Origin of the sequence: Pseudomonas sp. (assembly GCF_050739655.1) — a bacterium.
Lineage (GTDB): Bacteria > Pseudomonadota > Gammaproteobacteria > Pseudomonadales > Pseudomonadaceae > Aquipseudomonas.
This window is the reverse complement of sequence record NZ_JBOIBY010000038.1, coordinates 1-14,861: the sequence shown is the minus strand read 5'-3', so window position 1 is coordinate 14,861 and position 14,861 is coordinate 1. Positions and strand designations below refer to the sequence as shown.

At 59.1% G+C, this 14,861-nt stretch carries 12 protein-coding genes; 3 read left to right on the top strand and 9 right to left on the bottom strand.

The genetic code is table 11. The annotated features are described in order from the left end of the window. Positions 1–57: 57 nt before the first annotated feature. On the bottom strand, positions 58–1,140 hold the full coding sequence (locus ACRESJ_RS02435) for a BMP family ABC transporter substrate-binding protein (RefSeq protein ID WP_431756472.1): 1,083 nt from the start codon (positions 1,138–1,140) through the stop codon (positions 58–60). 307 nt (positions 1,141–1,447) lie between these two features. Here ACRESJ_RS02435 and ACRESJ_RS02430 point away from each other — a divergent pair, with 307 nt between their 5' ends. After that, entirely contained in the window at positions 1,448–2,539 is a 1,092-nt protein-coding gene (locus ACRESJ_RS02430; protein WP_431756471.1) for a calcium:proton antiporter, read from the top strand. A gap of 125 nt (positions 2,540–2,664) precedes the next feature. On the opposite strand, the gene ACRESJ_RS02425 is transcribed toward ACRESJ_RS02430, so the two are convergent. From ACRESJ_RS02425 to ACRESJ_RS02390, 8 genes are all read right to left on the bottom strand, one after another. Further along, entirely contained in the window at positions 2,665–4,023 is a 1,359-nt protein-coding gene (locus ACRESJ_RS02425) for an 8-oxoguanine deaminase (protein ID WP_431756470.1), read from the bottom strand. 398 nt (positions 4,024–4,421) lie between these two features. Beyond that, positions 4,422–5,111, bottom strand: a complete 690-nt coding sequence (locus tag ACRESJ_RS02420; protein WP_431756469.1) for an SDR family oxidoreductase — start codon at positions 5,109–5,111, stop codon at positions 4,422–4,424. A gap of 65 nt (positions 5,112–5,176) precedes the next feature. Next, positions 5,177–6,097 carry an ABC transporter permease gene (locus ACRESJ_RS02415; protein WP_431756468.1) on the bottom strand — a complete coding sequence of 307 codons (921 nt, stop codon included), beginning with the start codon at positions 6,095–6,097 and terminating at the stop codon, positions 5,177–5,179. Next, positions 6,097–7,203, bottom strand: coding sequence for an ABC transporter permease (locus ACRESJ_RS02410; RefSeq protein ID WP_431756467.1), 1,107 nt, complete (start codon positions 7,201–7,203; stop codon positions 6,097–6,099). The genes ACRESJ_RS02415 and ACRESJ_RS02410 overlap by 1 nt, the downstream gene beginning before the upstream one ends. Before the next feature lie 11 nt (positions 7,204–7,214). Continuing rightward, the gene (locus ACRESJ_RS02405; protein ID WP_431756466.1) at positions 7,215–8,780 is read right to left on the bottom strand and encodes an ABC transporter ATP-binding protein; all 1,566 of its coding nucleotides are present in this window, start codon (positions 8,778–8,780) and stop codon (positions 7,215–7,217) included. A gap of 569 nt (positions 8,781–9,349) precedes the next feature. Further along, the gene (locus tag ACRESJ_RS02400) at positions 9,350–9,931 is read right to left on the bottom strand and encodes an IMPACT family protein (RefSeq protein WP_431756465.1); all 582 of its coding nucleotides are present in this window, start codon (positions 9,929–9,931) and stop codon (positions 9,350–9,352) included. A 7-nt stretch (positions 9,932–9,938) separates the two neighbouring features. Next, positions 9,939–10,589, bottom strand: a complete 651-nt coding sequence (locus ACRESJ_RS02395; protein WP_431756464.1) for a TetR/AcrR family transcriptional regulator — start codon at positions 10,587–10,589, stop codon at positions 9,939–9,941. A gap of 90 nt (positions 10,590–10,679) precedes the next feature. Continuing rightward, positions 10,680–11,600, bottom strand: a complete 921-nt coding sequence (locus ACRESJ_RS02390) for a LysR family transcriptional regulator (RefSeq protein WP_431756463.1) — start codon at positions 11,598–11,600, stop codon at positions 10,680–10,682. Positions 11,601–11,738: 138 nt separating this feature from the next. Between ACRESJ_RS02390 and ACRESJ_RS02385 the strand changes: the two genes are divergently transcribed. Together ACRESJ_RS02385 and ACRESJ_RS02380 are read left to right on the top strand one after the other, a co-directional pair. Then, complete coding sequence (locus tag ACRESJ_RS02385; RefSeq protein ID WP_096513553.1) at positions 11,739–13,088, top strand: aspartate aminotransferase family protein; 1,350 nt, start codon at positions 11,739–11,741, stop codon at positions 13,086–13,088. 76 nt (positions 13,089–13,164) lie between these two features. Next, the gene (locus tag ACRESJ_RS02380; protein ID WP_431756462.1) at positions 13,165–14,658 is read left to right on the top strand and encodes a CoA-acylating methylmalonate-semialdehyde dehydrogenase; all 1,494 of its coding nucleotides are present in this window, start codon (positions 13,165–13,167) and stop codon (positions 14,656–14,658) included. The last annotated feature ends 203 nt before the right edge of the window (positions 14,659–14,861 follow it).

Genomic DNA, 14,861 nt, shown 5'->3' with positions numbered 1-14,861 from the left:
TCTGCCGCTTTCGCGGGCAAGCCCGCTCCCACAGGTTCGGCGTGGTGGCTGAGGGGTTTACTTCGGTATTTCGGCCTTCATGCCTTCCACGTAGTAATTCATCGAAGCCAGCTCCTCATTGGTCGCGCTCACCTTTGCGGGGATCTTCTCGACCCCGGTCTGGTCCTTGATCGGCCCGGTAAACGGATTGAACGCGCCGCTCTTGATGTCGGCAATGATCTGCTCGGCTTCGGTCTTGACGTTGGCAGGCACCAGGTCGCTGATCGGCAATTCCACCGTGCCTTCCTTCAAGCCGCCCCAGTAATCCTGGGATTTCCAAGTGTGCTCGATCACGCTTTGGGTCGCCTGTATGTAGTGCGGCGCCCAATCGTTGACGATGGAGGTCAGCACGGCTTTGGGTCCGAAATGCGCCATGTCCGAAGCGTAGCCCACTGCATACACGCCGCGACGCTCGGCCGCCTGGATCGGCGCCGGGCTGTCGGTGTGCTGGAACACCACGTCTACGCCCTGGTCGATCAGCGCGTTGGCGGCATCGGCTTCCTTGCCGGGGTCGAACCACGAGTTGACCCACACCACTTTGATCTCGGTGCCGGGGTTGTACTTGTTCAAGGCCAGTTGAATGGCATTGATGTCGCGGATCACTTCCGGAATCGGGAACGAAGCGACGTAGCCGATTTTCTTGGTCTTGGTCATCTTCGCCGCAAGGAAGCCGCCGACGTAGCGACCTTCATAGGTGCGCGCCAGGTAGGTGCCGAGGTTCTTGTCCTGTTTGTAGCCGGTGGCGTGTTCGAAGGTCGCGTTGGGGAATTGCTTGGCGACTTTAAGGGTCGGGTTCATATAGCCGAAGGAGGTGGTGAAGATCAGGTCGTACTTGTCCTTGGCCATGTTGCGGATCACACGCTCGGCGTCGGCGCCTTCGGCGACGTTCTCTACATAGTTGGTGGTGATCTGACCGCCGAGTTTTTCGGCCAGCGCCTTGCGCCCCTGTTCATGCTGATACGTCCAGCCGTGGTCACCGATCGGGCCGATATAGACGAAACCGACTTTCAGCGGATCGGCGGCAATGGCGGTCAAGCTGGCGCTAACACCAATGGCCGCTGCAACGGCGCAAAGCAGCTTCTTCAACGGACGTTTGTGCATGAATTCGAACTCCATTTTGTTGTGTGGTTGGCTGGGCTCTTCGGGCCTTGCAGGGCCAATGCAAATTGCTGACCAACAGGACAACAAACGACTTTAAATCGAGGTGAAGCCATCGCGGGCAAGCCCGCTCCTACAGGATTTGCGTAGACCCTGTGGGAGCTGGCTTGCCCGCGATGAGGCCCTGAAGGCCAATAAAAGTGCATGACCTCGCACAGCTGCCACCCACTGGTGCGCTAAGGTTTAACGAAACGTTCGCGCCGCCCCGCAGTCACTCGCATAACCGCTCCTCCACGGCAAAAGGCCCGACATGCTCACCGTCCTCAAGCAAGAAACCTTTCTGCTGCTGGCCTTGATCGCCGCCGTGATTGCCTTCCCGCTGGAACACTGGTTGTTGCACAGTGGCCAAGCAGTCGCGCTGATTGGTGGGCTGGTATTGATTGCATTCATCGTCGCCGCCTCAATGCGAGTGGCTCATCAGGCCGAACTGCTCGCCGAAAAAGTCGGCGATCCCTACGGCACGATGATCCTGACCCTGGCCGCCGTGCTGGTGGAAGTCGTGATCCTGGCAATCATGATGAGCAACGAAGCCTCGGCGACCTTGGTGCGCGACACGATTTACTCCGCCGTCATGCTCGACATCAACGGCATCCTCGGCCTGGCGGCGTTGATGGGCGGACTCAAGCATGGCGAGCAGTCGTACAACGATGACTCGGCGCGCAGCTACAGCGTGATGATCCTCACGGCCATGGGTGTTTCGATGGTGGTGCCGGAGTTCATTCCTGAAGCCAACTGGAAGCTGTATTCGGCCTTTACCATTGGCGCGATGGTGGTGTTGTACGCCTTGTTCCTGCGTATGCAGGTTGGGCCGCACAGTTACTTTTTCAGCTACAGCTACCCCGACAAGCGCCGCAAAAAGACGCCGCTGGACGACGAGCCAGCACCGGTCAACCTGACGCTGTCTATCGGTCTGCTGGTGTTCGGTGTGGTGGTGATTGGCGCGTTGGCCGAAGTGATGTCCAAGACCCTCGATCTGGGGCTGGAAGGGACGGGGGCACCACCGGTGGTGACGGCGATTCTGGTGGCGGCGATTTCCGCGGCGCCGGAGATTCTCACCGCGCTGCGGGCCGCGCTGGCTAATCGCATGCAGTCGGTGGTCAACATCGCCATGGGTGCATCGCTGTCGACGGTGATCCTGACGGTTCCGGTGATGGAAGCGATGGCGCTCTACACCGGCCAGCCATTCCAGATGGCCATGACGCCGGTGCAGACTGTAATGATCTTCCTCACCCTGATCGTCAGCGCCATCAACCTAAACGATGGCGAAACAAACGCCATCGAAGGCATGACTCACTTTGTGCTGTTTGCGACGTTCATCATGTTGTCGTTGCTGGGCCTCTAACAACACCACAAAACCAACTGTGGGAGCTAGCCTGCTAGCGATGAGGCCGCATCAGTCAACATGGACGTTGAATGTTGGTCCGCTATCGCGAGCAGGCTCGCTCCCACATTTTTATCGGTGTTGTATCAGGTGCCGGCGATCAGCTGCCGAGCCGCCTGAGTGTGATCGGCGATCAGACCTTTGAGGTCCAGCCCTTCAACCTGCCCGTCGATCACCCGCCACTTACCGCCGATCATCACCCGATCCGCCCGATCCGCACCGCACAACAGCAGTGCCGATACCGGATCATGGCTACCGGAGAAGCGCAGTTCATCGAGCTTGAACATTGCCAGGTCAGCCTGCTTGCCCACCGCCAGTTCGCCGATATCGGTGCGCCCCAGCAAACTGGCCGAACCTTTGGTCGCCCAACCCAACACGCGCTCCGGGGTGATCTTTTCGGCGCCATAGCGCAGACGCTGGATGTACAGCGCCTGACGCGCTTCGAGCATCATGTTCGACGCATCGTTGGACGCCGAACCGTCCACGCCCAAACCGAGCAGGGCGCCTGCATCGGTCAGATCGATGCTCGGGCAGATGCCGGAAGCCAGGCGCATGTTGGAACTCGGGCAATGGCAGATACCGGTGCCTGCGGCGCCGAGACGGGCGATTTCGTCCGGGTTGAAGTGGATACCGTGGGCCAGCCAGGTACGCGGGCCGAGCCAGCCGACGCTGTCCAGGTAATCCACAGTGCGCAGGCCGAAGCGCTGCAGGCAGAAGTCTTCTTCGTCGAGGGTTTCGGCCAGATGCGTGTGCAGGCGTACGTCGAGTTTGTTGGCCAGCTCGGCACTGGCGGACATGATTTCAGGGGTCACCGAGAACGGCGAGCAGGGCGCCAGGGCGATCTGGATTTGCGCGCCATCACCGCGTTCATGGTACTCGGCGATCAAGCGCTGGCTGTCGTCCAGAATCACCTGGCCTTCCTGCACGGTCTGTTGTGGCGGCAAGCCACCATCTTTTTCGCCCAGGCTCATGGAGCCACGGGTGAGCATGGCGCGCATGCCCAGTTCGCGAACGCTTTCGACTTGTACGTCAATCGCGTTTTCCAGGCCTTCGGGGAACAGGTAATGGTGATCGGCCGCCGTGGTGCAACCGGACAACAGCAACTCGGCCAATGCGACTTTGGTGGCCAGGGCGAGTTTTTCCGGGGTCAGGCGTGCCCAGACCGGGTACAGGGTTTTCAGCCACGGAAACAAAGGCTGGTTGACCACCGGCGCCCAGGCACGGGTCAGGGTTTGGTAGAAATGATGGTGGGTGTTGATCAATCCCGGCAGGATCACATGCTCGCGGGCATCGAACACTTCATTGCACGGCGCGGACGGTTGCTGACCAGCGCCGAGCACTTCAACGATCACGCCGTCTTGCAACACGAGGCCGCCACGGGCATCGAGACCGTTGGCCGTGAAAATGGCGAGGGGATTTTTTAACCAGGTACGGGTCGCAGGCATGTTGGCCGGCTCCTCTGAAAGTGGGGTTCAGGGTTGCCAGCTCAGTGTTGCCCTGTCTGCTGATCCAGGGTCGCCGGGGAGGCGAGGTGGGCAGTGTCGATCAAAAGCGCTTCACGGGCAAGCCTGGCCCGACAGGACAACCAAATACCCTGTAGGAGCTGGCTTGCCAGCGAAAATCGTCAACGATGACGCATTTACCCAGATGCCGCTGCGGCGGTCTCAGGTTTCTCGCTGGCAAGCCAGCTCCTACAGGGGACCTACGGTGTTCACTACATTTGGGTACACCGCAATTTTTGTAGGAGCACGCTTGCTCGCGATGAGGCCGTGTCAATCAACATTGATGTTGAATGTGAAACCGCAATCGCGACCAGGCTTGCTCCCACTGGGGCTGGCGGTGATTACCAGGGAATGGTTTCACCGCGGTAATTGACGAAGTGATGCCCACCTTTGGCAACGTATGCATTCACCTGATCGACCAGGCCACGGGTGCTGGTTTCCACATCAATGTCCGCACCTTCACCACCCATATCGGTTTTCACCCAGCCCGGGTGCAGCGACAGTACGGTCAATTTCTGCTCACCCAATTGTGTGACGAAGCTGTTGGTCATCGAATTCAGTGCCGCCTTGCTGGCCTTGTACAGCGCCAGTTCCGGAGCGTCCGGCATGGTCACGCTGCCCAACACCGAACTCATGAACGCCAGCACGCCGCTGTCCGGGCGGATTTGCCCAACAAAGCGCTGGGCCAGATTGATCGGTGCTACGGCATTGGTGAAAAACAGTTGCCCGACGTCGGCAAGGGTCGCGCCACCGTTTGGCGTCTGCACCTCAGGGCCTTTGACACCCGCATTGACGAACAGCAGGTCGAACACTTCGCCCTTGAGTTGTTGGCTCAACGCTATTACTGCTTGCTGATCGTCCATGTCTAGTTTCTCGATCCGCACCTTGCCCAGCGTCTTCAACGCGTCGGCGTTTTGCGGGTTGCGCACCGTGGCGGTGACTTGCCAGCCATCGGCCAGCAAAGTCTTCACCAGGCCAAGGCCCAAGCCGCGAGAGGCGCCGATGATGAGTGCGTTTTTTGCCGTAGTCATGAGTGGCTTCCTTGAAGTTCTGAATGAATGGGGCAATGTCGATGTGGACTTCAATTCACTATCGCCTACTTGCACCAAGGTTGTCCCAACGACACTGGCGCATACAGGCGCGTGCGTACTTTATCCCGGGACAACAGCACCAACACCACAATCGTTGCCACATACGGCAGCATCGCCAATAGACTCGATGGAATCGCCAGCCCAAGCCCCTGCGCCACCAGGTGCAGGATGCTGGCAAGCCCGAACAGATACGCGCCGAGCAGCAAGCGCCACACCCGCCAGCTGGCAAACACCACCAGCGCCAGGGCAATCCAGCCGCGCCCGGCGCTCATGTTTTCCGCCCACATCGGCGTGTAGGCCAGGGACAGATACGCCCCCGCCAACCCGGCCATGGCACCGCCGAACAACACCGCCAAAGCGCGTACGCCCAGCACGGGCAAGCCCATGGCGCTGGCCGCATCAGGGTTTTCCCCGACCGCTTGAATAATCAGCCCGAGGCGGCTTTTCAGAACCGCCCAAGCCACCAGCGCAAACAGTGCGAACGACAGATACACCAGCAGATCCTGGGCAAACAGCATTCGCCCGATCAGTGGGATCTCACTCAGGTACGGGATCGCCAGCGGCTCGAAGCCAACCAGCGGTTTGCCGACCCATGAAGCACCGACAAAGCTCGACAGACCCACACCGAAGATCGTCAAGGCCAACCCGGTGGCCACCTGGTTGGCGTTGAACACCAACGCCACCAAGGCGAACAATGAAGACAGCAACATCCCGGCGAGCATTGCCAGCAGTACGCCAAGCCAAAGGTTGCCGCTGTTGAAAGCAACGATGAAGCCGATCACCGCGCCGAACAACATCATCCCTTCCTGACCCAGATTCAGTACGCCGCTTTTCTCGCAGATGAGTTCGCCCAACGCCACCAGCAGCAACGGTGTACCGCAGCGAACCATGGCGTAGAAAACATTGCTCAACAGATCGATATCCATCACAGCGCTCCTGCTTGTACGGCGGTGGCGGGTGCGCGGCGTGCCCAGCGCAGGTTCAAGCGGGGTCGGTAGAGAATCAACACATCACTGGCCAGCAGGAAAAACAGCATCATCCCCTGGAACAACTGGGTGATTGATTGCGGCAGATTCAGGCTCATTTGTGCGCTCTCGCCACCGATGTACAGAAGCGCCATCAACAGGCTGGAAAACAGAATGCCAATGGGGTTAAGCCGGCCGAGAAATGCCACGGTAATCGCCGCATAGCCGTAACCCGGGGAAACCTGTGGCACCAATTGCCCGATCGGGCCGGTGACTTCGCAAACCCCCGCCAATCCCGCCAACCCGCCGCTGATCAGCAGCGCCAGCCAGATCAGGCGCTTCTCGCGGAATCCGACGAAACCGGCCGCACGCTTGTCCAGCCCGAGCACCTTGATCTGAAAGCCCACAAAGCTTTTCTGCAGCAACACCCACACCGTCACCAGCGCGAGGAGGGCGAAATAAACGCCGGCGTGTACTCGGCCGTCCTCCATCAACAGCGGTAATCGACTGGCATCGCCGAACATCGCCGATTGCGGAAAATTAAACCCTTCAGGATCTTTCAGCGGGCCATGGACGCAATACAGCAAGAGATTCAGGGCGATGTAGTTGAGCATGATGCTGGTAAGGATTTCATTGGCGTTGAAACGCGTGCGCAGCCACGCCGTGAGCCCGGCCCAAGCGGCACCGGCGAAGATGCCGGCGAGCAGGATGAGCACCAGCGCCCAACGGCTTTGCATGTCGATGATGTTCACCGCCAGCGCACTGCCGGCCAATGCACCGAGCAGCAATTGACCTTCGGCACCGATGTTCCAGATTCGCGCCTGATACGCGACCGCAAGGCCCAACGCGCACAACAGAATCGGCAGTGCCTTGACCAGCAACTCCGAGACGCCATACAAGTCGCTGACCGGCGCGATCAGCAGCGTATGCAGGGTCAGTAACGGGTCATGTCCCAGTGCAGAAAACAACAACCAGCCACAGCCCAGTGTCAGGACCGCCGCCAGCAACGGCGAGCACCACAGCATCAGGCGCGATTGCTGGCCTCGAGGTTCAAGAGAAAGCAGCATGTGACACTCCGTTAAAGCGTTGCGGATACGGATGATTGAGGGTCGTCGAACTGGCCGGCCATCCAGCCGCCGACATCGGTCAGGTGGGTATCGGCCGTGGCTCTGAGCGGCGACATTCGTCCGCTGCACAAGGCGCCGAGTCGGTCGCTGATCTGGAACAGTTCATCGAGGTCTTCGGAGATCACCAGGATTGCCGCGCCAGCGTCGCGCAACATGATCAGTGCACGGTGAATGGTCGCGGCCGCACCGACGTCCACACCCCAGGTCGGGTGAGCGGCGACCAGGAGTTTTGGCTGTTGGAGGATTTCCCGGCCGAGGATGAATTTCTGCAGATTGCCGCCGGACAGGCTGCGGGCCGGCGTTTGAGTGTTCGGTGTCTTGACCCCGAAGCGCTCGATGATCTGCTGGGCCAGCACCTGGACCTTGTTGCGCTGAACCATTCCCTTGCTCACCAATCCTTGCTGGAAAGCCGTGAGCAGGGCGTTGTCCGCCAGGCTCAGTTCCGGCACGGCGCCGTGGCCCAGCCTCTCGGCGGGGACGAATGCCAGCCCGCGATGTCGGCGTGCGTCGGGGCGTAGATACGCGACCGGTTCGTGGCCGAAACTGATCCTGGCGCTATCGTCGCGGGTCAGTCGTTCTTCGCCGCTGAGTAATGCCAGCAACTCGTCCTGACCATTGCCGGCGACCCCGGCGATGCCGACGATTTCCCCGCAGCGCACTTGCAGGTCGATGTCCTTGAGCGAACAGCCAAACGGGTCCGGGTTGTGCCAGGTCAAGCCTTGCACATTCAAGAAGACATCAGCCCCCGCCACTTTCGGATAATCAGTGATCAAGGTCGCGGCATCGCCAACCATCAACCGCGCCAATTGCTGATCCGAACACTGCGCCGGCACGCAATGCCCGGCCACCCGACCGCCACGCAGCACCGTCGCGCCATGGCACAACGCGCGGACTTCGCTGAGCTTGTGGCTGATGAACAAAATGCTGCATCCCTCGGCAGCGAGTCGGCGCAAGGTGACGAACAGTTCATTGGCCTCCTGTGGAGTCAGTACCGAAGTCGGTTCGTCGAGAATCAACAGGCGAATGTCCTGCATCAGGCAACGAATGATCTCCACGCGTTGTCGTTCACCGATGGACAGGCTGTGGACAAGTCGCTCGGGCTCAAGCGCCATGCCGTAGCGCTGCGATACTTCGCGAATCCTTGGTTCAAGCTGTTTCGGTGTGCCCGCCGTTGCACCCATGGCCAGGGCGATGTTCTGCGCCACGCTAAGGGTTTCGAACAGCGAAAAATGCTGGAACACCATGCCAATCCCCAGGCCGCGAGCCTGGGCCGGGTTGCGTATGTTCACCCGCTGACCTTGCCAGATCATCTCGCCGGAATCGGCTTGGGTAACACCGTAGATGATCTTCATCAGCGTGCTTTTGCCCGCGCCGTTTTCGCCAAGCAGGGCGTGGATCTCCCCGGGTGCAATGCACAGGTCAATGGCGTCGTTAGCCAGGCAACCGGGGTAGCGCTTGCTGATGCTGCGCAGTTGCAGGCGAGGTATTGGAGCGGCGATAGGCTCGGGGTGGGTCATGACAGGCTCGGTCAGATTGGAGTTATGCCTGTGGATAAAGCAATTTTCTGGCCACTAGGTCAGGAAATATTCAGAACCATGCGAACCAAAGCGTTGAGTTGGGTACTCCGCCTGACACGATCCCGAACACAGCACCACTAGAGGGCAACGCCGTTGATCAGGCTCCGGTTTTGCGCATTGAGTTTTGCTCAAAAAATGAGCAGTCCGCTGCGGGCCGTGCCGGATATGGTGTCGCGACAGCCATGAACGGGTTATCCACAGATTGCTCCACAGTATTTGTGCGCAAGCTCAAAGCTCGGGCATAAGCACAGGCCGGCTATCTTCTAAAGGTGATAAACCGAGCTAACTGATTGTTTTTATTTGAGTTTGGCTGTTTTGAGAGCGGATTGGGTGAAAAACGAGCAAAGCCCGCAAAGCCGCATGACAGAAGGGTTACAGCGTTATGTGCTCAGGTTATCCACAGTCGGGTGCACAGCAGATGTGGGCAACTATGGGATATAAGAAAATGCGCAGTGCCCCAAAAAATTGCAGTCTTCAAGCACCGCCAAATGTTGCGTCTTTTTGAGCTTTCAGCGCTGCAACAAAATGCGCCCACGACTCAGGTCAGCGAGTTGGGATTGCAATGCTTCAACGTGCTGGCTGCCAACAGCCAACTGCAGTTCAACGCCATTGGCCGTGAAGTCTTCGTGCACAACCAACCCACCGATTTCAGCGACCCGCAGTTTCACCAGCACCAGCTCACTGAACGCGCACGCGCATCGCAGCGGCACGCGGCTGATCAACTCAACCTTCGGCACCGCTTGCAGGCATTTGTTGGCACCGCCGCCATAGGCCCGGGCCAGTCCGCCCGTGCCGAGTTGAATGCCGCCATACCAGCGAATCACCAGTACCACGACCTGATCGCAATCCTGTGCATCGATCGCCGCCAGTATCGGCCGGCCGGCGGTGCCGCCAGGCTCGCCATCGTCGGTGCTGCGGTACAGGTCGTTGAGCTTCCATGCCCAGCAATTGTGCGTCGCGTTCAGGTCGCTGTGTTGTTCGATGAATGCCTGGGCCTCAGCGGGGCTGCTGATGGGCGCGGCATAAGTGATGAAGCGGCTTTTGCGGATCTCTTCACGATATTCGCAAAAGTCGCTGAGGGTAAAAGGCATAGTCGTCTTAGAGTGGGGGCGTCAGGCCGCAGCCTTTGAGAATGATGCGGATCAAGTTGTTGCCGGCTTCTTCCATGTCTTGCTTGGTCAATTTGGTGCGACCGCTGACTCGGCAGATCTGCGTGGCAAAGTCAGCGTAATGCTGAGTGCTGCCCCACAACAGGAATATCAGGTGCACCGGGTCGACCGGGTCCATTTTGCCAGCGTCTATCCACGCCTGAAACACTGCCGCACGGCCCTGGAACCAGGTGCGGTAGTCCTGATTGAAGTATTCGGTCAGGCATTCCCCACCGCTGATGACTTCCATGGCGAAGATGCGCGAGGCTTGCGGCTGGCGCCGGGAAAACTCCATCTTGGCGCGGATATAGCGGGTCAGCGCTTCTGCCGGATCATCTTGCGCGGTCAAAGTATTGAAGGTGCTGTCCCACAATTCGATGATGTTGCTCAGCACCGCCACATACAAACCCAGTTTGTTGGTGAAGTAGTAATGCAGGTTCGCTTTTGGCAACCCGGCATTCAAGGCGATGGTGTTCATGCTGGTGCCTTTGTACCCGTGACGGGCGAACTCGTCCTCGGCGGCTTTGATAATGGTCTCTTCGTTCTTCTGACGAATGCGGCTGGCGGGTTTGCCGCCGTGAGCTGGGACTTCAAAGGTCATGGGCACTTCCGAACAGGTGGGTGGGTGCAAACAGTGCGTTGATAGCGCACCCATAAGTTTCAGACAAGTCCTTGGGCGACAGAATCATCATTAACGCGTTGCCGCCAGACTCTCCAGAAAACTCTCCAGAACCAGGTGCGGGCGACGTCCCTTGCGTGTGACCGATGCAAGGCTCAGGTCATAGAACCGCGCCGTGGGTTTCAGTGCCCGCAATCGGCCCTGCTGCACCCACAGGCTGGCGTAGTGATCCGGCAGGTAACCAATGTAGCGTCCGGTCAGGATCAGGAACGCCATGCCTTCGCGATCCGACGCGCTGGCGGTGCAATTGAGCGCCTGATAATGGGCCTGGATTTCCGATGGCAAACGAAAGGTCGGGGCAATGGCGTCCTGGTTGTTCAGGCGTTCGTCGTCCAGTTGTTTGTCATCGACATAAAACAACGGATGGCCGACCGCGCAGTACAGCAGCGAGCGTTCGCTATACAGCGGTTGATATTCCAGCCCCGACAGCGCACTGGCCTGCGGCACCACGCCGACATGCAGGCGGCCGTCGAGCACACCTTGCTCCACTTCATTGGGCGCAATCATGCGGATCTGAATCTGCACGTCCGGGCCACGCTCTTTCAACTGCGCGAGCGCGTGAGTGATGCGCATGTGGGGCAGGGTGACAAGGTTGTCAGTCAGGCCGATAGTCAACTCGCCGCGCAAATGCTGGTGCAGACCGTTGACCTCGGTGCGGAAACTTTCCAGTGCACTCAGTAGCTGTAACGCCGATTGATAAACCTCGCGGCCTTCCTCGGTCAGGGAAAATCCGGCCCGCCCGCGCTGGCAAAGGCGCAGGCCGAGACGCTGCTCCAGATCGCTCATTTGCTGACTGATGGCGGAACGACCTATGCCGAGCACGGTTTCCGCCGCGGAAAAGCCGCCGCATTCGACCACGCTGCGAAAGATTCGCAAAAGGCGAATATCAAAGTCGCTGACTTGCGCCAGGGGATCGGGGCGACGACTGCTCATGGGCTTACTCGAAAGTTTAGTGAAGATCTGACTGAAGGTTACAAAAGTTGGATTTCACCGACTTTATCCCCGTGGCAATTTAGCTGCAACAACGGTTTTTAATCCCTACGCCGCTTATTGCCTTGCGAGGTTTCGCTCATGAATTTGCCCGAAAACGCTCCGACTTCTCTGGCTAGCCAGCTCAAGCTCGATGCTCACTGGATGCCGTACACCGCCAACCGCAACTTCCAGCGTGACCCGCGCCTGATCGTCGGTGCAGAAGGCAGCTGGCTGATCGACGACAAGGGCCGCAAGGTATATGACTCGCTGTCCGGCCTGTGGACTTGTGGCGCCGGGCACACTCGCAAGGAAATCCAGGAAGCGGTGGCCAAGCAACTGGGCACCCTCGATTACTCGCCAGGCTTCCAGTACGGCCATCCGCTGTCGTTCCAACTGGCCGAGAAAATCACCGACCTGACCCCAGGCAACCTGAACCACGTGTTCTTCACCGACTCGGGCTCCGAGTGTGCTGACACCGCCGTGAAGATGGTCCGTGCTTACTGGCGCCTGAAAGGCCAGTCGACCAAGACCAAAATGATCGGCCGTGCCCGTGGTTATCACGGTGTGAACATCGCCGGCACCAGCCTCGGTGGCGTGAACGGCAACCGCAAACTGTTCGGTCAGGCGATGATGGACGTCGATCACCTGCCGCACACCTTGCTGGCGAGCAATGCTTACTCCCGTGGCATGCCGGAGCAGGGCGGTATTGCCTTGGCCGACGAACTGCTCAAGCTGATCGAACTGCACGATGCATCGAACATCGCCGCCGTGTTCGTCGAACCTCTGGCCGGCTCCGCTGGCGTGCTGGTTCCGCCACAGGGTTATCTCAAGCGTCTGCGTGAGATCTGCGATCAGCACAACATCCTGTTGGTGTTCGATGAAGTGATCACCGGTTTCGGCCGTACCGGCACCATGTTCGGCGCCACCACCTTCGGCGTGACCCCGGACCTGATGTGCATCGCCAAGCAAGTCACCAATGGCGCGATCCCGATGGGCGCGGTGATTGCCAGCTCCGAGATCTACCAGACCTTCATGAACCAGGCGACGCCTGAGTACGCGGTGGAATTCCCTCACGGCTACACCTATTCCGCCCACCCGGTGGCATGTGCAGCGGGCCTGGCAGCACTCGACCTGCTGCAAAAAGAAAACCTGGTGCAAAGCGTGGCCGAAGTCGCACCACATTTCGAAAATGCATTGCATGGCCTCAAGGGCACGAAGAACATCATCGACATCCGCAACTTCGGCCTGGCCGGTGCAATCCAGATCGCACCGCGTGACGGCGATGCCATCGTGCGTCCGTTCGAGGCGGGCATGGCGCTGTGGAAAGCCGGGTTCTACGTCCGCTTCGGCGGTGACACCCTGCAGTTCGGCCCAACCTTCAACAGCAAACCGCAGGACCTGGATCGTCTGTTCGACGCCGTCGGCGAAGTGCTGAGCAAGATCGACTGATTTTTCCCTCTATATATGTATGCAAACAACAGGCGTCCCGAAGCGGGCGCCTGTGGACAACTTTTCAGGAGCTTCCATGAGCGTTATTCCGCATTTGATCAATGGCGAACTGGTGACCGAGAACGGTCGTGCAGTTGATGTGTTCAACCCGTCCACTGGCCAGGCTATCCACAAGTTGCCGCTGGCGACCCGCGAAACCGTCCAGAGCGCCATCGATGCTGCCAAGGCTGCATTCCCGGCCTGGCGTAACACGCCGCCGGCCAAGCGCGCCCAAGTGATGTTCCGCTTCAAGCAGTTGCTGGAGCAGAACGAGGCGCGTATCGCTCAACTGATCAGCGAAGAACACGGTAAGACACTGGAAGATGCTGCCGGTGAACTGAAACGCGGCATCGAGAACGTCGAGTTCGCCTGTGCTGCCCCGGAAATCCTGAAGGGCGAGTACAGCCGTAACGTCGGCCCGAACATCGACGCATGGTCGGACTTCCAGCCGCTGGGCGTGGTCGCTGGTATCACCCCGTTCAACTTCCCGGCCATGGTCCCGCTGTGGATGTACCCGCTGGCCATCGTTTGCGGTAACTGCTTCATCCTCAAGCCTTCCGAGCGTGACCCAAGCTCGACGTTGCTGATCGCACAATTGCTGCTGGAAGCTGGCCTGCCCAAAGGTGTACTGAGCGTGGTGCACGGCGACAAGACCGCGGTAGACGCATTGATCGAAGCGCCAGAAGTCAAAGCACTGAGTTTCGTGGGTTCGACGCCGATTGCCGAGTACATCTATTCCGAGGGCACCAAGCGCGGCAAGCGCGTTCAGGCACTGGGCGGCGCCAAGAACCACGCCGTGCTGATGCCGGATGCGGATCTGGACAACGCAGTCAGCGCTCTGATGGGGGCGGCCTACGGTTCCTGCGGTGAGCGTTGCATGGCGATCTCTGTGGCCGTTTGTGTCGGTGATCAGGTTGCCGATGCGTTGGTGGCCAAGTTGGTACCGCAGATCAAGGCACTGAAAATCGGTGCAGGTACTAACTGTGGTCTGGACATGGGGCCTTTGGTCACCAGTCAGGCACGGGACAAGGTCAGCGGTTATGTAGAAGACGGCGTAGCGGCTGGCGCGACATTGGTGGTGGATGGTCGAGGTCTGACTGTGGCCGGTCACGAGGAAGGCTTCTTCCTGGGTGGCTGCCTGTTCGACAACGTCACGCCAGAGATGCGCATCTATAAAGAAGAGATCTTCGGTCCAGTGTTGTGCGTCGTTCGGGTGAACAGCCTGGAAGAAGCCATGCAACTGATCAACGATCACGAATACGGCAACGGCACCTGCATCTTTACCCGTGATGGGGAAGCAGCGCGTTTGTTCTGCGACGAGATCGAAGTCGGCATGGTCGGCGTCAACGTACCGTTGCCGGTCCCGGTGGCTTACCACAGCTTCGGCGGCTGGAAGCGTTCGCTGTTCGGTGATCTGCACGCCTATGGCCCGGACGGTGTGCGTTTCTACACTCGCCGCAAAGCCATTACACAACGCTGGCCACAGCGCGCGAGCCATGAAGCCTCGCAGTTCGCATTCCCTAGCTTGTAAACAGAAGGGAATAAAGGCCGGCCCTGGTGGCCGGCCTTTGTGTTTCTGGGGCTTTTTGACCTTTATTACAGGTTTATGAAATTAACGGTTGACGGCAGATTTCAGATCTCTATAATTCGCCCCACTTCCGGCGCAGTCGAAACGGAAAACTCCTTGGTAAACAATGAGTTACGCAGTTTTCGGCAGCAAGTTGCTTCAGGTCA